Below are 19879 nucleotides of genomic sequence, written 5' to 3'. Positions count from 1 at the left end.
AGTGTCCGTTTTCGAAGTAGTGGCAGGCTGCGCTTCCCCTGAGATCGTGGAGACCGAACCTGGGAGAAGGTTGGGTCTCCACGATCTCAGGGGAAGCGCAGTTCACCCAGCGGCTGGCCGATGCCAGTGCTGATTGCTCACACGCCACGAATCGGGTCTCTGGACAGCCGCTCCCGCACTTGAGTGGGCAGCACGCGGTGCTCCCAGAGGACACGGGCCACGTCTACGTGCAACGCTTCTTCGGAGACACCTTTGGCCATGCCGCGCAGCTCCTTCCACGCTCGCACTGCGTCGTGCGCAACATCGAGCACCAGCTTCGGCATTGAAAGGTAGACGTGAGGGTCCGCGATCGGCACGGCGTCTGGATCGACCACACTGCGTGGCGTAACGATGATCGAGATGCTGCCCTGAGGAGGCTCCTCTACGTCGCGGTCGGCAGTCAGGGAAGCGAGTTGGGTGTTGGTCTGCCGCACGTAGTCCATGCTCAGCATCCCCTCGGCCTCCTGCTCGCTCTTGGCTTCAACGGTCATCCAGCACGACTCCCAGATCCACGCGGCGTCGGCCCGTCCCTTGCCAGTCGGCTTAAAGGCATCTGCGCCCAGGAATTGGCCGAGTGACACGAGGCCCTGCTCGTACTTGGTGGCCTCTTGCTGGTTCAGGTTGGCCAGCATGGTGGCGGACTGACGCTCGAAATTTACTGGCGAGCTCAGGCGGCCTTTGAGGAGGGCCAAGACTCCCTCGACGCCTTGTTCGTCCACTGGATCAGAATCGTAGGTGGTGCTCGGGAGCGGCTGGACCTCCTTGAGCCAGGTGGTGCCAACTGCCGCGGCGTGCGCCGTACGTAGCAGGTCGGCACTACGGAGGGCAGCACTGGAGGCATGGTCGGTGGAGGCCAACGCCGACCAGGCGCTGCCCAGGTACGCCCAGAGAGCGCGGTACGGCCGCAGGCCAGGTGCCTTCAGGTTCTCAATCACTTCGATCGCGACCCGCGCCGCCGACTCCCAATCTTGCTGCCAGGCGCAGGTCCAGGCCCGAACCTCACGCCTAGCGCTCGTCGCCAGCTCGGCCACGTTCGGCTGGGGCTCGCGGCTGGCCCCGCGCCGCAGTTTGGCGAGCTCGGGCTCGGCGTCCTCCTGCCAGATCTGGTCCTGTTCGAGCGCGCTCTCGGCGAGATAGACCAGGTCGTCGGCGGCCTCCAAGCTTTGTTCGAGGCCGAATGTGATTTCGGCCTGCAGCTCGACTGGTAGCGACTTGCGCACCTCTGCACGAGACAAGAAGCGCAGAATGTCCTCGCCGGTCACCACGACGACAGCCCAGTCCTTCGGACCGCGGGTGCACCGGCCGGAGCCTTGAAGCACCCGGGTCCGGATGCGCTCTTGGAGGACCTCCGAGGCGCGTAGTTTGGTCTCGAGGAAGCGGTCCTGCAGATGCGATGCAGTCGGCAGGCCGGCCATGAGCATCATGCGGCAGGCGTCGGCGGCCAGGTCCATGCCGTCGTAGCGATTCGGTGCGAGTAGCGTGCCGCTGTTGGCGTCGATGAACGGTTGGATACCGGTGTCGGCGTCCTTGGCGGTGAACCGTTCCGGCCCCGGGACACCGAGCATGTCAGCGATCTTGCTGGCCGAGTCGTCATCCGGTGTCAACACCAGGCGCTTGTTGGCCAGGTCGAGCAGGCTACCGACCAGGCCAGCATTCGGTGATGCCTCGTTCTCCCCCTCTTCCTCGGTGTCTAGGCTGTCCGCGGGCGCCATGCTCGTGGGAGCCGCCAGCTCGGGGAAGATGAAGAACCGACGGCCACTGCCGGTGCGGTCCCACGCCGTTGGCACCGGTACTCGCCTGATATCGGTGCGGCCGAAGGCGCGCTCCAGCTCACCGGCGTCACCAAGGGTCGCGGACAGGTAAATTCGCTGAACCGGGTCGGTGAATGGAGCATGGTCGAACGTCGGCGGGATCATCGGCCGGATGTAGAACTCGCGCCGCGAGACGTAAAACAAGCAGGAGCTGAGGTTCTCCCGCAGCATCCTGAACCGGTACATGGGGTCGCGTTGAAGCTCCGCCAGGACACGATCGATCTCCGCGGCGCGACGCGCCACCGCCCCGATGGGGATGAGCCGGACCTCGCTGGCATCGGCCGCTGGCCCATCCGGCGCGACCATCCGTGCGACGAATGACGACTCAATGGAATCGCCTAGGGCGTCGAAGAGCCGCCCGTACTGGTCCAGCTTGCGGTTGACGCTCAGCGCCCACGCCTCGGCGACGAAACCCTCTGCCGCGTGGGCGTCGTCGAACATCAGTGTCTGGGCGTCGGCGAGGTGTGAGTTGAGATTGAAGATAGTGCTATAGGTGGTGATGGCGGTGACGTCTCCACGGGTGTAACGGACCAGCTCGGCCTGATCCCAGTCCCCGTGGGAACCGGTCAGGAGAACAGCGGGGATGCCCTGGTCGTTCGCCTTCTGCAGTACCTGACGGGCGAGCTGTTTGGTTGGGCAGGCGTAGACGACTCGCTGACCAAGCGTCCGGCGCCGCCACTCCGAGATCAGCAGGCCGACGAGCGTCTTACCAGACCCAGTCGGCAGCTCAAGCGCCACGTCTGAACTGTCGCGGTGGTCGTTGGCGTACGTCCGGAGCTGGTCGGCCTGGTGTGACCATAAGGCACCCACCCCCTTGGGAGTCCGGGGAAGCTCTCCAAACAATGCCTCCGGGTCGGCCGCACCCACCAGAGCCTCTGTTCGCCGCCTGAAGCGTGGGCGTGGACGCTTGGCGTCGTCGTCGATCGTCACGGACACAGTCTTCCGCATCTGTAGGGACGAGGCTTGCTGCGGCGAGCTTTTCGTGCCAATGCTGAGGCTGAGAGGATGCCAACGCAGCGGTGAAGGCTCGCACCGAAAGATCGACGAGCATCCCATCTACAAGCCGAGCGGTGCATGTGCCCAGCGGCAGGGGCTTCCACAACCAGTTGACCCTGCCGGAGCCGCCGGTCACGGGCGTCGCAGCTTGGTGCACACTCCCGGGCCGAACCCATACGCCCGATCGCCGCTGACGACGCGTGCGCAGATCTGATGGGTGCCCCCTGCGGGGCACGCACCAGATCTGCGCATTGATCGGCGGGACCGTGGGCGGCCATTGGACACCGCGCCACCGGGTGCCAACCGGGTGCGGTTGGGGGAGCGAATATATCGCGTGACCCGTAACCTCGCCGCGTTACTCGGCGTCTCGAACTTCACCACCCTCCGCTACTCATCACGCGCAGCTGGAAATCGTGGGCGGACAGACACCGCGGCGCCGCGTTCCCCCCGCCGGGTCCGCCATGATGAGACGCATGGCGGACCCGGCCGACCAGAGGTGGGGCCGTGAGCGACATGCTCGACCAGATCCAGGACTTCGTCGCGCGGTTCCCGATCGCCGACCCCGAGCCTCAGCCTGGCCGCGTCGAGGTCGGCGCGATGGTGCACGAGTGGCTCGCCCGGATGGGGACGGCACCGTCCAGTGGACCGCCATGGGGGCTGTCACCGGTGGCCGCCCTGTACGGCGTGCCGGTCGTCGCGCGACGACATGGACCCGCGCGCGCGGCGCCTGCTCGACCGCAACGGCGACTTCCTCGCCGAGGGCGTCATGGGCCTGCCGGCCAACTTCCCGAGGACGGAGACGCCGTGAGCGTTGCGGAGACCCTCGCGGCCATGCACACCGAGGCGCTGATCGACCTCGTCCGCTGCGGCCTGGACGACGATGAGGAGACGGCGAGGCAGGCCGCGAACCGGCGCTGGCTCGGAGGACAACACCATCACCCTGTGGCCCGATGACGAGCACGACGGGTACATGGCCTGGCCCACCCGCTCCGACGCCTTTCACGCAGCCCGCTGGGAGCCGGCACGCGTCCTGCGCGAGATCGACTCCCGGCGCCGCACCCTCGTGCGCTGCGAGGAGGAGCTCCTGTCCGGTATCCCCCGCCTCGTGCACTTCGCCGAACAGACTCTCCGGGACATGACCCGGCCCCACCTCGACCGGGAGCGGCCGTAGCAGAGTAAGTCGGTGGCGGCCCGCCGCCCATGTCGGCGAACATGTGCGGATATGGACGCCGATGACGACGAGCAGCCGCCCGGCGAGGGCGAAGAGAGCAGCGACGAGCCTCAGCCGGAGGGCGGCACGGACTCCTTCGTTCCCATCGTCCCTCCGATAAAGCTCGTACCTCCCGCGCCCGATCTGAATGCGATCACACGGGACCTCCTCGCACCTCTCAGGGAGTCGCTGAGCCACCTCGTCCGACTCAGTCTCCTGAAGATCGACCCGTTCGAAGAGATGCGGGCCTCTTTGCAGGCCCTCGCTGGGCCCCTGCAGGAAAAGCTCCGGACGGACCTGGTAAAGCTCGGCGAGCAGGCTGAGAAGGCCCTTCGCAGGCACTTCCCCGCGAACTGGCACGAGCTGCCGGTCGACGACATCGACGCGGCATTCGAGATCGTGACGAATGAGGGCGTCCCTCTCGCGTGGACGCCGCGCGCCATCCTCGTCGAGGAACTCATCGGCGCGGAGGATGAGAGCGAACGCCGGATAATCCTCGCAGAGAGGGCCAAGGACATCGCGGACGACTGCGCAGCCGTCCTCACGGAGGTGACGGATCCGAATCTCAACGAACTGGCGGAGTTCGCGACCGAGGCGGCGGACTGCCTGAGCGTCGGACGGCACTTCTCCGCCCAGGCTGGCGCGACCACGGTCGTGGACACCCTCCTGCACCACATGGTGGCCCGGGGAGCCCCGTTCCTGAACGCCCCTCTGGAGAAGATGAAGTTCGGAGGGTTCCCCGACCGCCTCGATGTTCCGGACGATGAAACCTCCTTCGAGGCCGTCCGCTCGACCTGCGCCTTGACGCCGCTGCGCACGGTGCTCAAGAGCTATCAGTTCCCGTCACTGAACGACCCCGGCGACCCGATGCCGACGCGGCTCAACCGGCACGTGACCGTCCACCAGGTCTGCCGCGCCCACAGCACCCCTGCGAACGCGGTCGTGGCCGTGATGCTGGCGGCGTCACTGCTTCGGGAAGCGCAGGAGGTCGGCTGGTAGATCGCGCTGGCGAGGAATGCTTAGCCTGTGATGGTCGAGGCGATGAGGTTCACGAGGACGTCTCGTCCGGCTGACCCGAACCACTGCCCTGTTCTGCGCAGCCTGCCAGCCTGCTCTTCGTCCTCGGTGTTGTCCGCCGCTTCCTGGAGTGCCGCGATGAGACGGTCCGCGAGAGTCTCCGCAGTCGGCCAAGTCCGCACGGTCCGGCGTGCGTGGCCGGTCGGATTCCTGATCGAGTCGAGTTCGGTGTACTTCGACCCGTACGTAGTCGAATCCGTGTACTCGAACAACGGCGGATCCTCGTGCGCGAGGGCGACGAGGGCGCGCTGAACGGTCTCGATGTCCAGGCCAGTATGGCTAGCCAGGTCGTGCGGACGGACGAGCCGGTTTCCGGCGTCGATCAACTCGACGATCGCTTCAAGGACGGGTTCGTCCCGGGTGCTCCATGTCTCTTCCAGCATCGGCACGAACCCTAGATGCCCGAGTTGCTGCCAAGCATGAGAATCTGATTGTTGGCCACTATCGGAGGATCCCTTGCCTCTGCGGACTACCTGCAAGCGTGTAGCCCTGATCGCGCACACTGGAGGGGTGAGACTCGACCCCGCCGACGAGCTGAGCGAGCTGCTCACGCTCGACGAGGCCGCGCGCGTGGCAGAGGTGACCTGCCGCACCCTCGACCGCTGGATCGCCGCGCGCCGCCTCCCCGTGTACGAGGTCTGCGGGCACACCGGCCGCTACGTGCGCGAGAACGAGCTGCTCGACGTCGAGCACGAGCGCCGAGCCTCGCGCGCTAAGGGTCGTCCAGGTGCGCGGATGCGTGTTCCTGACCGGATGTGCTGGACCTAGAATTCCGAAGTTTTCTCAAGATCGGCGGCTTAGGTGGATCGTCTCCGCGTTCGGTGGCGTGCCGATTGCAACAGCCTCCGTGGGTCCAAGTTGCGCCATCCCGCCCTCCGCTCCTGGTCCCCCTCAGGCTCCTCCATCCAGGACAGGAAGTCCCTGGCCCAGAGGGACGCCTCCACGAACTCTCCGCCTGGGGATGGCGCGCGCTTCCCACGGCGAACCCGACCCATGCATTCGAGCGCCTCGTTACAGGCGATGTGACGGGTACTCAATTCACCTTGTCTCAGGTGCCTCCAGAAGTCGTTGCGAAAGCTCAAGATCAGGTGCGCGTCGTCAAGGCGCTTGCGTACGGCCGAGCGAGAAAATTCTCGCGAGACCGTTTGGAGCGACAGCAAGCATTCGCGGTGCTCCCACTCCCACTCCCTAAGTTTCTCCAGTTCCGCCCCCCGGAGGCCATCCGTCCCTCTCATGGCAGATGCCTCGGCCGTCGTGCCCTCCCGTGGAGGCGGGGGCAACCTCAGGAGCGCCTTTAGGGTCTCCGTCATCTGACCGGCGGCGACTCGGTCCTCTTCCCGTCTCCTATCACGCCGACTGCCCCAACGATTCAACCAGGTGGTGGCGAAAGTCGTGATCAAGCTGGCGGTCGCACCCACACCAGCAGGCAAAACAAGAGTCGTCCAGGCACTCATGGATGAACCGTAACCCAGCCACTATCTGCGCAAACGCCAAGGAGTCAGCCCGTCAGTATGCGGCGCACGCCCGCACCTGGGTCGCGCTGGTCGACGGCGACCCGCCTCAGGTCCGGCTCCTGCAAGACGAAGCCGCCCGCCGCGACGCAGCGCTTCACATCGTCTGCGATCTGGTCCACGTGCTGGAGTGCTGCTGGCGCGCCGCCCGCTGCCTGCACACCGCCGACGACCCCGCCGCCGAGCAGCAAGTGGCCGCCTGGGCGCTCGGCTTGCTGTCCGGCGACCTCGACCAGGTGACCCGGGACATGAACGCCCGGGCCGCCGCACTGCCCGCCGGCCGGCGGGCAGTGCTGGAGACCGCCGTCGGCTACCTGAGCGGCCACCGCGAACATTTGCACTACGACCACGCCCTGGAGCAGGGCTGACCGATCGCCACCGGCGTGGTCGAGGGAACGGCCAGGCACCTGGTCGGAGACCGCCTGGAGATCACCGGCGCCCGGTGGGGACTGGCCGGAGCCGAAGCCGTCCTCAAGCTCCGAGCGGTCATCAGCAACGGCGACCTCGACCGGTACTGGACCTACCACCTCGACCGCGAACACCAACGTGTCCACCAAGCCCGTCACCAGGAGGAATACACCCTCACCGCCTGATCGACCGCCTCTCCTGAGTTCGGTACACCAACGTTCTTTGTGTTCGGAAGCCGGATCAGGTCGCGGTGAATATCACCGCGCGTCCGCTTTGACCGCCCGCTCGTAGAATTTTCGCATGTCCACGAAGTTCTCCCAGGTGTACTCGAAGTCCTCCTCGTCGTGTGGCCCGTTGTAGTCGGCGTCATCCATGGCGTCGAATCGCTGTCGCAGCCACACCTGGTCCACCCGATGCAGCGCCTCGGCCACCTCCCGCACTTCGGCAGCGGTGACATGCACCACGTAGTACTCCTCATGAAGATGCCGACCGCCAAGGACGGCATGCGACAGCGGGTACTCGCCGCCGTCGGGATCGAGAGACCCATCGCTGAGACAGCGATGGATCTCGTCCCACGCCTTGTCGCTGGACACCGACAGGCCGCCGTCATCCCAGTTTTCTTCAATGTCTTCCAGGACGTCCCCGACCTTGATGTCGCTCTCATCATTCGCTGAGAGCAGGAACCGCTCCTGCTCGGCGGTGACAGCGAAGTGCACTCCAAGCATGCCCAGAGATGTTATCCACGCCATCGCACCACGTGCCATCACTCCACAGCGGCTCCTGAACTGGGCAGATGTCTCACTCCGTTCGAGCCACACCCATGGGAGTTTCGCCACTTTGGGTCGTTAGGGACCCCTTTTGTCGATCGGCTGGGAGGCCACATGCCCGCCCGCACCGCCGGGTGCAAGGGACGCTCCTGGCGCCGCGCCCGCGCCCAGGCCCTCGCCGAAGGCGCCGGGATCTGCTGGCTGTGCGGCCACCGGGCGCGACGTACGCCGACCACAAGATCCCGCTGGCCCGCTGGAAGGCCATGGGCGGCGCCCCGAACGACCCGGCGAACCTGGCGCCCGCGCACAGCGCGAACGCCCCCTGTGAGCCGTGCGGCGGCCGCTGCTGCAACGAGTCCAAGGGCGATCGCCCCTACCGGCCTAAAGTGGCCGGATCACGGGACTGGTAGAGCCCCTCACCAGGCCATACGCGGCCGTACAGTCGATGGTATGGACTCCGGCGCGCACCAGAAGGCCCTGACGGAGCTGATCGCGTTGCGGTCGATCACGTGGACGCCCCCCGCGCAGGAGCACCGCCCCGAGCTCGACGTCGCGTCCGCGATCGACCACCTGATGCCCTGCCGGCGTTCGAGCGCAGCTACAGCCTCACCGACCCGCCCACGCTCGACGACGTGCGCACCGTCCTGGCCGCGCACTCCCGCGACGCGGCCGAGGTCTACCGGGCCGAGCTGTACGCCGCCGTCTCCGCCGGGGTGAACGTCGGCCTGCGGCTGCTCGCCGAGGTGGCCGAACAGGCGGGCGAGACCCGCGCGCAGGTGCTGCGGCGGGTCGCACTCGATGGGGTGGACGGCGTCGAGGTGGACGCCCCATGGCAGCCCTCCGCGTTAGCAGGTCGCCGTGATGCCACCTGCACAAACGCGGCACAGCCGGGAGGGCCTCGGGCCTGCCGTAGAGCCATCAACGGCGGCCTCCGCGAGGTCGGATGAGGTCGCCCGCCCACTGGAGCACGAACACGAGGACCTTCCGCGCGTCTCGGCGACGTGCCCGGTCAGACGACCACACGGCGGGCAGCAGGACGCCCCACAGGACAGTGAGGACCGCGAGGCCGGTCAAGAGCAGGGCCCAGTCCGGGCCGGACGTCATGGCCACCCCTAGGGTGGCCTTGTGCCAGAGCATGATTATCTTCGGCCTTCTCCCGTCGTGCCGGGGACGCCACGCCCCCCGCCACGGCGACCGGTCATTGGATGGCCACGACAGATAATCTCTCGCTCCAGCAGTCTCGCACCGCGCCCCGGGCGTACGCCGGCGAATCGCCCAACCGGCCTGGAGTTCGGCCTTCCAGGGAGCCCCCAACGATGGCCCTCTACGGGGTGACCGGTCCCCCGCGAGCGGCAAGACCACCTACGTGCGTGAGCACGCCGCCCCCGGCTCCATCGTATCGACTGGGACCTAATCGCCGCCGCCCTCACGGTGGGCACACCCGATACCCACCGGCACCCCCGGCCCGTCCAGCAGGTTGCCCACCGCGCGAGCCGCGCCGCGATCAGGGAGGGGCTCCGCCAGTCGAGGGGCATGACATGTGGGTGGTCCACTCGGCGCCCTCCCTCGAGGCCCTGGCCGAGTACCAGGCTCACGGTGCACGCCTGATCACAATCGACCCAGGTCAGGACGTGGTCCTGGCCCGGTGCAGGGACGAGCGCCCGACCGCCTCGCATGCGGCAGCCCTGCGCTGGTACGCCCAGCACGCCACCCACCCGGACACCGTGAGTGACACACAGCGTGACCTCCCGATGAGTAACGATCATGGTCCGCGCGACTGGTGACACCCAGTGATGTCACGGCCCCGTGAATCGCTTGATCGTCTTCGCTCCTCACACCCCGTGACCCCCGCCCACAGTCACGATCACCATCACAGCTCGTGACTAACACAAACACAGGGGGCTGACCTGCGAAAACGCACTGGGTGCATGGCAGGGGCGGGGGGCACCCTCCGGACGGGAGACGAGTCGAAATGGGGGCGCGAGTGCGCCGAGCACGATGATCGCGACGACCCCGCCACGTGGGCGAAGACGAACCCGGGCCTGGGTGTCCGCGTGTCGGGAGGAGATGATCCAGCGGCTGCACGACTCCATGAGCGTGAAGGGGGTCGACCGGGAGATCCTCGGCGTCGGGAACTACCCGGCGGTCGGCGGCGGCTGGGAGGTCATCTCCAAGGCTGCGTTCGAGGCCGTCCTGCCCGCACGCCAACGCCTGCCTGACCTGCCCGATGTTCATCACCACCGCCGAATTCCTCCCCCAGCACCGCGCACAACACCAGCAGACCCTCCAGATCGGACCCCGAGTTCCGCCCGCTCGACCGCGTCGTGTTCGCGGTCGAGGTGGCGCCGGACCGGCAGTCCGCGTCGATCGCCGTGGTCGGTGAGCGCGAGGACGGCCTGCTGCACGGCGAGATCGTCGCCTACGAGCCCGGCACCTCGTGGGTGGCGCCATGGATCCGGGCGCGGGTCGTGAAGTGGCGGCCCGCCGGGGTGGCGATCGCCCGGCCGGACCGACGGGGAGTCTTGAGCCGGACCTGGCCGAGGCGCTGGAGGACCTGACCGGCGAGGACGGCGCCCCTGTCGACTTCGAGGTCGAGCTGGCGGAGGTGAAGGGCCGCGACACGGGCGCGGCGTGCGGGGGCCTGTACGACGCGATCGTCCGGCCCCGGGATGCGCCCGAGGGCTGGGTGCCGTCCATCCGGATCCGGCCGCATCCGGCGCTCACGGCGGCGATGCAGGGTGTCCGCAAGCGGTACCTGGGTGACGCGTGGGTGTGGGACCGGCGCCCTTCACCGTGTTCGGTGACCGGCCGATATCGGTCATATACGCCAGGAACCCCTCGACCGGCTCCACCGGAACGGCATCGTCCCCGAGCACCATCCATGACTGCGTCTCTGCCCCAGGCAGCACAACCCGCTGCACGAACACCTGTCCCTCCAAACATGTTCTCCGTGATGGACAAGCGGCAGATGACCACTTCCACCACGGCAGTCACGACGGCAGAACGGTCACAAATAGACATCGCAGACACGTTCCAGAAGCTCTAGATAACCCCGGTGATCGCGTTGACCGTCGCCCGGTGGGCTTTCCTGACTCGCCCGCCCGAAGAGGACAAGCCCGCGCGGCCGTGGGCGATGTACATGTGAGGAGCGACGTCCCGGGGTCGCTACTCGGCCTCGGATGCCTCGGACTCCTCCTCCTGGTCATCCGAAGTCCGGCCCCACATGCCCAGGTCCTCGCCGGTCATTGGGTCGAGCGTCGAAGGGGCGACGGGGAGCGTGAAGTCTCTGCGTCGCTCACCATCAGCGTCGAGTCCTGCCGCGGTCCACTGCACCGTCAGTTCGGCGCCGATCTCGGCCACCAGCAGGAGTGGTACGTGAGGCAGCTCCAGCGTCTCCTTTGGGCGAAGGTCCTCGGCCCTGAACTCGATACACAGGCCGCTTGGCGTTTCCCGTACCTCCCAGCCGCAGAGCGCCTCCTGGGTGTATCTCCTCAAGGCCGCAGGGTCGTAGCCGCCCCGTGGATGGCGGGCCCATGGGGCAGGCAGCAGTTCTGCAGGCGTGCCGTAGGCACGCGGTGGGCGCGGGGGGCGGAACGTCGGAAGGTCATCCTCGACCGGATCCAGGCAATGGAGTTCGCCGTCGATCTCCAGTGTGGCGATGACCCTGACGTCTCGGAACGGCCGGTCGACGCGGTTCACCAGCGCCAGTGAAAGGCCGCCAGGAGCGTGGCGCGCCCACTCGTCCTGGAGGCGTTTGCCCAGGCAGTACTCCAGCTTCTTGAGGTACTCGGCTACATCGGCCAGATACTCCTCCCGGGTGCGGTCTTCATAGCTGGCCAGCACCTGGAAGAACCCCGGGCCGGATCGGCGGCTGGTGTCAGCGATTCGCTCGCGGTGGCGCTCGAACTGGGCGATGACATGCTCTGGAAAGTCGGCCAGCCTCTCGATCAGTTGCCGCATGGGCACGACTTCGACGTCCAAGACGTTCTGTGAGGCGGCAAACCGCTGCTGAAGCATCTGCCAATCTCCGGGCTCCGCCTTCACCGTCTGGGCATTGCGGCGGATGAACACCCAGTGTTCCGGGTGGACGTGTCCCTTGCCGTCTGGGCTGGGCAGGGGCTTTCGGAGGAAGTGGATCGGGTCGCCGTACTTGGGCGGATCGACCACGACGATGAGTACGTCCTTGCCGTCGAGCTTCACGTACTCGGGGTGCCAGACAAGGTCCGGGCCGATGAACGGCTTGAGGTCCTGCTCTAGTTCGTTGTGGTCGATCGTCGTTACGCCGTGGACCTCCCCGGGACTCACTCCGACGAGGAGGTAGGCATGGCCCTCGGCCCATCGTGCGGCCACCTCGGGGGGCCGGTTCGCGAACCCGAGGATGTGCTTCACGAGGTGCACTCGCGCCGGGGCGGTGCCGAGCGGAAGCCTCTTTTTCCACTCGATCCACTGGACTCATCGTTCGGGTCGGCGTCGCGTACGGCTTCCGCCAAGCGCCGCAATTGTGAGGGCAGCAGGAAGGCGCGGGCGGGGTCGATCGATAAAGACATGTCGGCAGGCTATCCGCGTTCCGGATCGTATCGGCGTGTTTTGCCAGTTCAGGCCATGTACGGAGGTGGAGCGGTGACGACTGCGGTGTGGGCCGGTGCGGGCCGGATGGCCGACCAGGTGCGCGAGCGTACGCGCGAAATTCGCTGGCGGCAGCGTCGACTTCAGCGGTGCCCGGTTCGAGGACGGCACGGTCGACTTCTCACACGGCAGGTTCGAAGACGGCAACGTCGAGTTCGGTAGCGCCCAGTTCGCTGGCGGCATAGTCAGATTTGACAGAGCAACGGGGCGGCGCCCGACCGGACTGCCGGACGGCATGGCTGACCACCTGTCGTAAAACGTTCGGTTTTCAACGCTTGTGCTGCCCGAGTGTGTTTCTGGCAAGGAGGCTGTGAGAGGCCGTTGTAATACGTGTTGTGGCTTTACTCGGCTGAGTTGCGCCGGGGACGGCGGAGCTCCCATACGGGATCGTTCAGCTCCGGGCGGCCGGAGATCCGGTGCAGCGGCCGGCCGGTCGCGCCGAGCTGCCGGCGCGCGACGTTGATGAACTCGCGCCGGCGTTGTTCGATCTGGTCTCTGAGGGGGAACCAGTCGTCTCCCTGGAGCATCTCGGCTTTGATCTTGAGGTGGACGGGCCAGATCTCCGCGTCGAGCACGTGTGCCGCCTCGACAATCTGGTCGTTGGCGATCAGGTTCACCATGGCCAGCGCCTCGTTCCACGGCCGCCAGTCGATCTCGCTTGACTGTCCCGAAACGGGACGTACCTCGCCTGCCCGAGGGTTGACGCGTCGACCGTTCATCGCCGCGAGCTCGATCAAGATGTTGGAGGACTCGCGCAGCAGGAGCGCGCAGGCTTCCATCTCCCGGTCCCGTGTCCAGTGCCGGGCCTGTGCGCGGCTGGAGACCAGGCCGCCGACGATGACGCCGAGCAGCGTCGTGGCGACGGCACCGGCGGTGGTGATGATCAGGCTCCACGTCGCGGCCATGGCCACCTCCGATGTGCACCCGGTGGGGGCGCGGTCCACGTTCTGTCGGTTGGACGGGCTGTGGTTCAAGGCGGTTCGATCCGCCGTAACAAGGAGGCCAGCACCGGCCGAAGCGATGCAGGTGACTACATGACAATGTCTCTTGTCATGTAGTCCGTGACCACCCCCACCCCAGCCCCCGGAACCACCCCCCGCCGCGCCCTCTCCGCGACAGCATCGCCTGGCAGGCGGTCCTGGCGGCTGGCGGTGCCGTAGCCGCTGCGCTCTCGTTATGGGTCGGCACGGGTCGGCCTCAACCAATAGGTCCATCGTCCCCGGGGGCGTCTTGCCCCCACAGTGACCGGAACAGGCCTTAGGCCAGCAGGCTCCAGGGCTGTTAATTCCTCCAGGCTTGCTGGCGTGGCACAACCCTATGAATTCGGCGACAATCCGACGGCAGCGACCCGGGCTCGCGCCGTCGCACCCAAGCTGATATCCGCCTACGACGCCATCGCCTCGGACCCCGACGGCTTCACGGTCAAGGCCGAGCATGAGGAGATCGCGCTGGCGCTGTTCGGGTGGTGGCGGTACCTGACGCGGACGGCATCGGTCTTCTACAAGGTCGAGGGGGAGCTGTCTGACGGGGAGACAGCGCCGCTGACGCGGGTGATGATCGAGTACGTCTACTCGATGGCGTGGCTCATCGACCACGGGGCAGGGCGCGATGCGGGCGCTGGCGGAGCTCGGCTGGGAGAAACGTAACGACCTCCTCCAGGGAGTGCGCGAGAACGGCTGGTCGATCGCCGGGCAGGTGAAGTTCGAAGACAGGCCCGAGTTCGACTTCGCCGATGAGCAAGAGAGGAACAAGCACGGCACCGTCTTGGGCGAGAAGGCAAACTTCAGCAACCTCGTCATCGCGTACGGACACCCGGCGATGTACGACCTGTACCGGCTCCTGTGCAGCTACACGCACCCTTCGGTGCGGAGTGCGGAGCTGTACGTCGAGGCGATTGCCGACGCCGGAAAGAAGAGGGTGGCGGTGCGAGATGTTCCGGAGCGGCGCAGCTACGCGGATGTGATCTGGGGCGTGGTGGTGCTTCTGCAGGCAGGGAACTTGATGGACCGGGTGCTGGCTGGTGAACCGCTGCGGCGCGACGTCGGGCGGGCGGCGCTCGAGTTGGGCGTGCCGAAGGAGTACTTCATCGTCCTACCGAACAGATCCGGGCGGCGGCGGCGACGTCAGCGACGGGGCCAGCGCTAGGAGGCCCGCCGCTCGGGTCCCGTGTCACCCGCCGCGAAAGTAGGGCTGTGTGGCCGGCGGCTCGGACATGGCCCAGAACTCCCGAAGCCACGGCGGGTCGCAGAAGAACCGAGTCCGACGATTCGCGCTAGAAGGGCACCTCGTTGGAGAACCCTCCGCTGTGGCGAGCCGGGCGGTAGCTGACCCTCCACCCCCTCTACCCCGGCAGGCCACCGGCGCCTTACCCGAGGGCCTACCGGGGTAGAGGGCCCCACCTACCGGCCCCGGCCGGTTGGCGCCGGGCGCCGGGCCCCTCACGTTGTGAAGTCCGCACAGCGGTCCGCGCCATGGGCCGCACGGCAGGCCGCGCGAAGGTCCGCGCCGTCGTCCGCATTTGCCGGTCCAACAGCAAGGTTCGCAGCAGGCCATGGACGCCGATCCTGACGCGCGCACACCTTCAGCCGCATCCCGAGCAGGGCCCGCGATCTGATCGCCAGTGTCCTGGCGAGCCTCGCCAGCATGGCGCCGGGAGTGAGTATCACGGCCGGTGTAGTGGTCGCTGAGGTGGCCATGGCGTCCACCTCACTGGCCGCCGCGCCTGCACCGCCGAGGAACGGCGAGCTGTGGAAAACGGGACACGGGACGCCGTCCGGGATAACACCGGGAGGGTCATGGGAGCGCACAACAGCTCAGGGGCGGCCCCCGCCTTACTCGGTAATCTTCACCCGAGCGGATTCGGGGGCGTAGTTGATGCGGAAGAGCTGGGAGTCGCCACCGTCGCTGACGACGATCGCCCCGGGCTGCTGAGTTGGCACATCGTAGAGCACGCTGGTCATGACGTACTGCCCCGCTTTGGGGTTGCTGGGACTGTGGAGGGAGTCGGCCATGCCGAGACTGCGACAGCTGATGCCGACGATGAAGCCGAGATCCTGCACCTTGCCATCGGCCCCGACCCGCTTCCCCGTCGTCGTGCTATCACCCTCCGTAGAGCCAACGTTTTTGATCTTGAACTCAGCGCACACGAACTTTCCCTCCGCGGGCTGCGCCTGCTCGAAAGTCTCGTCATAGAGACTCTCGGTGGTCTTCAGCTCCGTCAGCGTGAACTCCTCGCGCGCTATCGAGCCCGTCACGTCGGAGACTTCCACGGTCAGGCTCTTGCCTTCGCCCAGCGTCGGAAGGGCTGGCTGGTTGGCTTTCCGCGATGCCTCGTTCTCGGTTCCGCACCCAAGCAGGACAAGGAGCACGCACGCAGCGGCGGCGCCTGATGCATGGGCGAACTTGTTCATGGTTACTCCCCAGAACCACCTTGCTGTTCACAATGATCGTCCTGGTGGGGTCAAACGCATGTGAAAGGGCGTTAGAACGACTCAAACCATCAGGCAAATTATCGTTCGGCTTCGGGCCCGCCTTGGGAACCGCCCCTCAGGCCACCTCGAGGATCTCCAGGCCCTGCGTCTGGCCGTACGCCAAGCCATCTGCGACGCATCCGACGAGCGCCTGCGTCATGTCATGCCGTGGATCTGGAGTGTGGCCACCAGCGGCGGAAGAGCCCTCACCATTTCCGGTGCTGAAACCGGCTACGAACTTCGCCTCTCCCGATACCGTAATGCGGTGTGCTGAAACGAATGCTGCTGTCTTCAGCATGTCGGCATTGTCGGTACGGTGCGGTAAGCGTCCCTGGGGTGGCGGCTCGATCCGGGAGGTGGCCGAACGTGACCGGAAGTCGGGCGAACTGGGCCGCCCTCACCACATTTCTGGCCGCGCGTCCGCCGGACGAGGGCTCGGTCACTCTGTCGTGGGAGGAACTGGGCTCGATCGTGGGTGGGGTGCCGGATTCGGCCGTCCAGCATCATCCGCAGTGGTGGCACGGTGATCGTTCGCACGTGCGCGCGTGGCAGGCCGCCGGTTATGCCGCGTCGGAGATCCAGCGGGGCCACTCGGTGACCTTCCGCCGAGCCGGAGCCGCCGCCCCCGTGAGGCCGTCTCCCTGGACGCAACGGGAGAACCGCGCGACGCCACCCGCGTCGCCGACCGATGCCCTCCTGGAGCTGCAGGAGGTCGATGTCCGCAGCGCCCTGCTCGTGATCCCCTGCTCCAAGACCAAGCGCCCCGGTGGCGGCGCATCGAGCCAGCGGGCGACGCGGTGGCCGTCCGCCCTTGCGGCGGCTCGAGAACACAACCGTGCGGCCGCCGATTTGGATGAGCGGCAACTGATGCCCGCCTGGCGGCGCTACAGCGGGCATTTCTACGCCGCCGCCGACGCCGCCTTGAGGGACGCTGTGTCCAGCGACGCGTCGTTAATCATTCTCAGTGGCGGATATGGATTGCTGCGTGCGAACGAGAGCAATGCTTGAGACCTGTGGATCGGCCGGGAAGGGGTGTACCTTCCCGGTGATCTGTTGAGGCTCACGCAGGCCGACGCGCCAACGTCGGTCGGGAAGGCACACCCATGCTCACCGTAGTGTCCGACTCTGCCGACGGCGACAGCCATGCGGGGAACGCGGCCCCGTCCGCATCGCTGATTGACCAGATCGTCCGGGAGGGCGCCCGCCGGATGCTGGCCGAGGCGCTGCAGGCCGAGGTCGACGCCTACGTCGCCCGGTTCATCGATGAGCGCGACGAGCAGGGTCGTCGTCTGGTGGTGCGCAACGGCTCGCACCAGCCGCGCGAGGTCCTGACCTCGGCGGGGGCGATCGAGGTGAAGGCCCCGCGCGTCAACGACAAGCGCACCGACCCGGTCACGGGTGAGCGGCAGCGGTTCTCCTCGGCGATCCTGCCGCCCTGGGCGCGTAAGACCCCGCGGGTGAGCGAGGTGCTGCCGCTGCTGTACCTGCACGGCCTGTCCAGCGGGGACTTCGTCCCGGCGCTGGGCCAGTTCCTGGGCTCGTCGGCCGGGCTGTCGGGGCCGGTCATCACCAGGCTCACCGAGCAGTGGAAGGCCGACCAGCGGGTCTTCGCCGACCGCGACCTGTCCGAGGTCGACTACGTCTACCTGTGGGCCGACGGCGTCCACGTCAACATCAGGCTCGAGGAGCACCGGCTCTGCCTGCTGGTCATGGTCGGAGTGCGGGCCGACGGCCGCAAGGAGCTCATCGCCCTGGCCGACGGCTACCGGGAGTCGACCGAGTCCTGGGCCGACCTGCTGCGCGATTGCCGGCGCCGCGGGATGCGCGCCCCGGTACTGGCGGTCGGGGACGGGGCGCTGGGGTTCTGGGGCGCGCTGGGTGAGGTGTTCCCCGAGGCCAAGCAGCAGCGCTGCTGGTTCCACAAGATCGCCAACGTGCTGGGGGCGCTCCCGAAATCCGCGCACCCGGGCGCCAAGAAGCACCTGGCGGAGATCTGGAACGCCGAGGACGAAACCCACGCCCGACAGGCGGTGAAGGCGTTCGAGGCCGCCTACGGCGCCAAGCACCCCAAGGCCGTGGCCAAGGTACTCGACGACCTGGACGAGCTGCTCGCCTTCTACGCCTACCCCGCCGAACACTGGATCCATCTGCGGACCACCAACCCGATCGAGAGCACCTTCGCCACGGTCCGCCACCGCACCAAGGTCACCAAGGGCCCCGGCTCACGGGCCGCCGGCCTGGCCATGGCGTTCAAGCTCATCGAGTCCGCCCAGACCCGCTGGCGAGCGGTCAACGCACCCCACCTCGTCGCCCTCGTCCGCGCCGGAGCAACCTTCATCAACGGCACGCTCGTCGAACGCCCCGACGACCGACCAGAAGCCGCCTAGAACCTGATCCACAGGTCTTGACTATTGCTCCTCGGCATCGGCGCCCTGGCCGTCGCCGTGATTCGTCGCCGCTGTGCCTGCCGAAAACCACGTCCGTGCAGGTGAGAGGTGCAGAGGGTGACGGACTCCGACGCGGGCTTGATCAGTCGCATTGCAGACAACGGCATGGCGTTCGCCGCGGGATGATGAACGGTTGTGCTCCTGCGACTGGCTTACTTGACCGCGGCGAACACGTTCGCGGTGCTGCGTCTGCTTCCGATGACCGATCGGGACAAGCACACTGATCTTGGTGTTGCGGCATCAGATCGCCGTGCTGGAGCGCCAGCTGGACGGAAGGAGAGTGAGGTTCACCGGTCCGGACCGGGCACTGCTCACGGCACTGCTGCATCGGTTACCTTCCGGCGCGCTACGGCGGATGCGGCTCCTGGTGCGGCCGGACACGGTGCTGCGCTGGCACCGCGACCTGATCGCGGGCTGGCACGCCGCTGGCTCCAGACCCAAGCGACCGGGCCGACTGCCGACCGTCCGCTCCATCCGGCTGCTGGTACTGCGCCTGGTGCGGGAGAACCCGAGCTGGGGCTACCGGCGGGTGCACGGCGAACTGCTGGTGCTCGGCATCAAGATCGCGGCCTCCACTGTCTGGGAGATCCTCAACGACGCCGGCATCGACCCGGCGCCCGAGCGTTCCGCCACCACCTGGGCCGGATTCCTGCGGTCGCAGGCCGAGGCGCTGCTGGCGTGCGGCTTCCTGGAGACCGTTACCCTCGCCGGCGCCCCACGTGCTCGCGGTGATCGAGCACCCCACCCGCCGCATCCGGGTTCTGGGCGCAACCACTCACCTGACTGCCTCGTGGATGACCCAGGCGGCCCGGAACCTGGTCATGGACCTGGAGGACGCGGGCTGCCGTGCACGGTTTCTGATCCGTGACCGGGACGGCACGTTCCCCGACCTGTTCGACGCCATCCTGGCCGATGCCGGCATCCGGACGGTGCTCACCGGGGTGCGGATGCCGAGAATGAACGCAGCGATGGAACGGTGGGTTCAGACGTGCCGCTTTGAGCTCTTGGACCGCACGCTGATCTGGAACCAGGGTCACCTGCTCCACGCTCTCCGCGAGTTCGAGACCTTCTACAACGAGCATCGGCCTCACCAGGGCATCGCCAACGCCCGCCCGTTGAAGCCGCTGCCTCCGCCAATCACCGAACCAGACCAGATCGCCCACCTGGACATCCAAAGTAGACAACGTCTGGGCGGAATCCTCAACGAGTACGATCATGCTGTTGACCTGCGCGGACGTAGTTTTCGGCAAGTGCAGGGTCGAGCCGGTGTGCCGCGTCCTGGACCTGTGCCTGGGCACCTATTACGGCCGCAAACGCCGCCCGCTCTCACCGCGCGCCCAGCGCGATGCGGTGCTGATTGAGCAGTCACCGACGTTCACCAGGCCAGTTTCGGCACCTACGGCACCTACGGCACCTACGGCACCTACGGCACCTACGGCACCTACGGCACCTACGGCACCTACGGCACCTACGGCACCTACGGCACCTACGGCACCTACGGCACCTACGGCACCTAC

The 19879-nt window shown here is 67.1% G+C and carries 23 protein-coding genes; 16 read left to right on the top strand and 7 right to left on the bottom strand.

The features are described from left to right. Positions 1-137: 137 nt before the first annotated feature. Entirely contained in the window at positions 138-2798 is a 2661-nt protein-coding gene (locus ACTWPP_RS43080; RefSeq protein WP_443110263.1) for a DEAD/DEAH box helicase, read from the bottom strand. A gap of 852 nt (positions 2799-3650) precedes the next feature. Between ACTWPP_RS43080 and ACTWPP_RS43075 the strand changes: the two genes are divergently transcribed. The 3 genes from ACTWPP_RS43075 to ACTWPP_RS43065 are packed head-to-tail and all read left to right on the top strand — an operon-like array spanning position 3651 to position 5055. Beyond that, on the top strand, positions 3651-3800 hold the full coding sequence (locus ACTWPP_RS43075) for a hypothetical protein (protein WP_443110262.1): 150 nt from the start codon (positions 3651-3653) through the stop codon (positions 3798-3800). Between the two features lie 16 nt (positions 3801-3816). Continuing rightward, the gene (locus tag ACTWPP_RS43070) at positions 3817-4017 is read left to right on the top strand and encodes a DUF6221 family protein (protein ID WP_443110261.1); all 201 of its coding nucleotides are present in this window, start codon (positions 3817-3819) and stop codon (positions 4015-4017) included. A 51-nt stretch (positions 4018-4068) separates the two neighbouring features. After that, positions 4069-5055: a hypothetical protein gene (locus tag ACTWPP_RS43065; RefSeq protein ID WP_443110260.1), complete on the top strand. Its 987-nt coding sequence runs from the start codon at positions 4069-4071 to the stop codon at positions 5053-5055. 20 nt (positions 5056-5075) lie between these two features. Here ACTWPP_RS43065 and ACTWPP_RS43060 read toward each other — a convergent pair whose 3' ends face one another. Then, positions 5076-5516 carry a hypothetical protein gene (locus tag ACTWPP_RS43060; RefSeq protein WP_443110259.1) on the bottom strand — a complete coding sequence of 147 codons (441 nt, stop codon included), beginning with the start codon at positions 5514-5516 and terminating at the stop codon, positions 5076-5078. 127 nt (positions 5517-5643) lie between these two features. On the opposite strand from ACTWPP_RS43060, the gene ACTWPP_RS43055 reads away from it, so the two are divergent. From ACTWPP_RS43055 to ACTWPP_RS43045, 3 genes are all read left to right on the top strand, one after another. Continuing rightward, a complete protein-coding gene (locus ACTWPP_RS43055) occupies positions 5644-5901 on the top strand; it encodes a hypothetical protein (RefSeq protein ID WP_443110258.1) in 258 nt (85 codons plus the stop codon). A 688-nt stretch (positions 5902-6589) separates the two neighbouring features. Further along, positions 6590-7012, top strand: coding sequence for a hypothetical protein (locus ACTWPP_RS43050; RefSeq protein WP_443110257.1), 423 nt, complete (start codon positions 6590-6592; stop codon positions 7010-7012). 15 nt (positions 7013-7027) lie between these two features. Next, the gene (locus ACTWPP_RS43045) at positions 7028-7237 is read left to right on the top strand and encodes a hypothetical protein (RefSeq protein ID WP_443110256.1); all 210 of its coding nucleotides are present in this window, start codon (positions 7028-7030) and stop codon (positions 7235-7237) included. Positions 7238-7309: 72 nt separating this feature from the next. Here the strand turns inward: ACTWPP_RS43045 and ACTWPP_RS43040 are convergent, their stop codons facing one another. Next, positions 7310-7777, bottom strand: coding sequence for a DUF1877 family protein (locus ACTWPP_RS43040; protein ID WP_443110255.1), 468 nt, complete (start codon positions 7775-7777; stop codon positions 7310-7312). A gap of 245 nt (positions 7778-8022) precedes the next feature. Here ACTWPP_RS43040 and ACTWPP_RS43035 point away from each other — a divergent pair, with 245 nt between their 5' ends. The 3 genes from ACTWPP_RS43035 to ACTWPP_RS43025 all read left to right on the top strand — a co-directional run bounded on the left by ACTWPP_RS43035 (position 8023) and on the right by ACTWPP_RS43025 (position 10377). Continuing rightward, positions 8023-8229, top strand: coding sequence for a hypothetical protein (locus tag ACTWPP_RS43035; protein WP_443110254.1), 207 nt, complete (start codon positions 8023-8025; stop codon positions 8227-8229). 99 nt (positions 8230-8328) lie between these two features. Then, positions 8329-8766, top strand: coding sequence for a hypothetical protein (locus ACTWPP_RS43030; protein ID WP_443110253.1), 438 nt, complete (start codon positions 8329-8331; stop codon positions 8764-8766). Positions 8767-10143: 1377 nt separating this feature from the next. Further along, positions 10144-10377, top strand: coding sequence for a hypothetical protein (locus ACTWPP_RS43025; protein ID WP_443110252.1), 234 nt, complete (start codon positions 10144-10146; stop codon positions 10375-10377). A gap of 607 nt (positions 10378-10984) precedes the next feature. On the opposite strand, the gene ACTWPP_RS43020 is transcribed toward ACTWPP_RS43025, so the two are convergent. Next, positions 10985-12262, bottom strand: coding sequence for an AlbA family DNA-binding domain-containing protein (locus tag ACTWPP_RS43020; protein WP_443110283.1), 1278 nt, complete (start codon positions 12260-12262; stop codon positions 10985-10987). A gap of 199 nt (positions 12263-12461) precedes the next feature. Here ACTWPP_RS43020 and ACTWPP_RS43015 point away from each other — a divergent pair, with 199 nt between their 5' ends. Then, on the top strand, positions 12462-12701 hold the full coding sequence (locus ACTWPP_RS43015; RefSeq protein ID WP_443110251.1) for a pentapeptide repeat-containing protein: 240 nt from the start codon (positions 12462-12464) through the stop codon (positions 12699-12701). Between the two features lie 85 nt (positions 12702-12786). Here ACTWPP_RS43015 and ACTWPP_RS43010 read toward each other — a convergent pair whose 3' ends face one another. Then, entirely contained in the window at positions 12787-13350 is a 564-nt protein-coding gene (locus ACTWPP_RS43010; protein ID WP_443110250.1) for a hypothetical protein, read from the bottom strand. Positions 13351-13749: 399 nt separating this feature from the next. Here ACTWPP_RS43010 and ACTWPP_RS43005 point away from each other — a divergent pair, with 399 nt between their 5' ends. Beyond that, on the top strand, positions 13750-14091 hold the full coding sequence (locus ACTWPP_RS43005) for a hypothetical protein (protein ID WP_443110249.1): 342 nt from the start codon (positions 13750-13752) through the stop codon (positions 14089-14091). Further along, positions 14054-14590: a hypothetical protein gene (locus tag ACTWPP_RS43000; RefSeq protein WP_443110248.1), complete on the top strand. Its 537-nt coding sequence runs from the start codon at positions 14054-14056 to the stop codon at positions 14588-14590. Before ACTWPP_RS43005 ends, ACTWPP_RS43000 begins: the two co-directional genes overlap by 38 nt. Positions 14591-15276: 686 nt before the next feature. Here ACTWPP_RS43000 and ACTWPP_RS42995 read toward each other — a convergent pair. Both ACTWPP_RS42995 and ACTWPP_RS42990 read right to left on the bottom strand, forming a co-directional pair. Next, a complete protein-coding gene (locus tag ACTWPP_RS42995; protein ID WP_443110247.1) occupies positions 15277-15855 on the bottom strand; it encodes a hypothetical protein in 579 nt (192 codons plus the stop codon). Between the two features lie 136 nt (positions 15856-15991). Beyond that, on the bottom strand, positions 15992-16213 hold the full coding sequence (locus tag ACTWPP_RS42990) for a hypothetical protein (RefSeq protein ID WP_443110246.1): 222 nt from the start codon (positions 16211-16213) through the stop codon (positions 15992-15994). Between the two features lie 68 nt (positions 16214-16281). On the opposite strand from ACTWPP_RS42990, the gene ACTWPP_RS42985 reads away from it, so the two are divergent. The 4 genes from ACTWPP_RS42985 to ACTWPP_RS42970 all read left to right on the top strand — a co-directional run bounded on the left by ACTWPP_RS42985 (position 16282) and on the right by ACTWPP_RS42970 (position 19723). After that, entirely contained in the window at positions 16282-16923 is a 642-nt protein-coding gene (locus ACTWPP_RS42985) for a DUF7662 domain-containing protein (protein ID WP_443110245.1), read from the top strand. Between the two features lie 95 nt (positions 16924-17018). Then, complete coding sequence (locus ACTWPP_RS42980; protein ID WP_443110244.1) at positions 17019-18302, top strand: IS256 family transposase; 1284 nt, start codon at positions 17019-17021, stop codon at positions 18300-18302. 415 nt (positions 18303-18717) lie between these two features. Beyond that, positions 18718-19230, top strand: a complete 513-nt coding sequence (locus ACTWPP_RS42975; protein WP_443110243.1) for a hypothetical protein — start codon at positions 18718-18720, stop codon at positions 19228-19230. Next, a complete protein-coding gene (locus ACTWPP_RS42970) occupies positions 19184-19723 on the top strand; it encodes an integrase core domain-containing protein (protein WP_443110242.1) in 540 nt (179 codons plus the stop codon). Before ACTWPP_RS42975 ends, ACTWPP_RS42970 begins: the two co-directional genes overlap by 47 nt. Positions 19724-19879 lie beyond the last annotated feature (156 nt).

Source organism: Actinomadura sp. 3N407, assembly GCF_052245875.1.
GTDB lineage: Bacteria > Actinomycetota > Actinomycetes > Streptosporangiales > Streptosporangiaceae > Spirillospora.
Note: the sequence above shows the minus strand (reverse complement) of the source record. Positions and strands in the feature narration are given on the sequence as shown.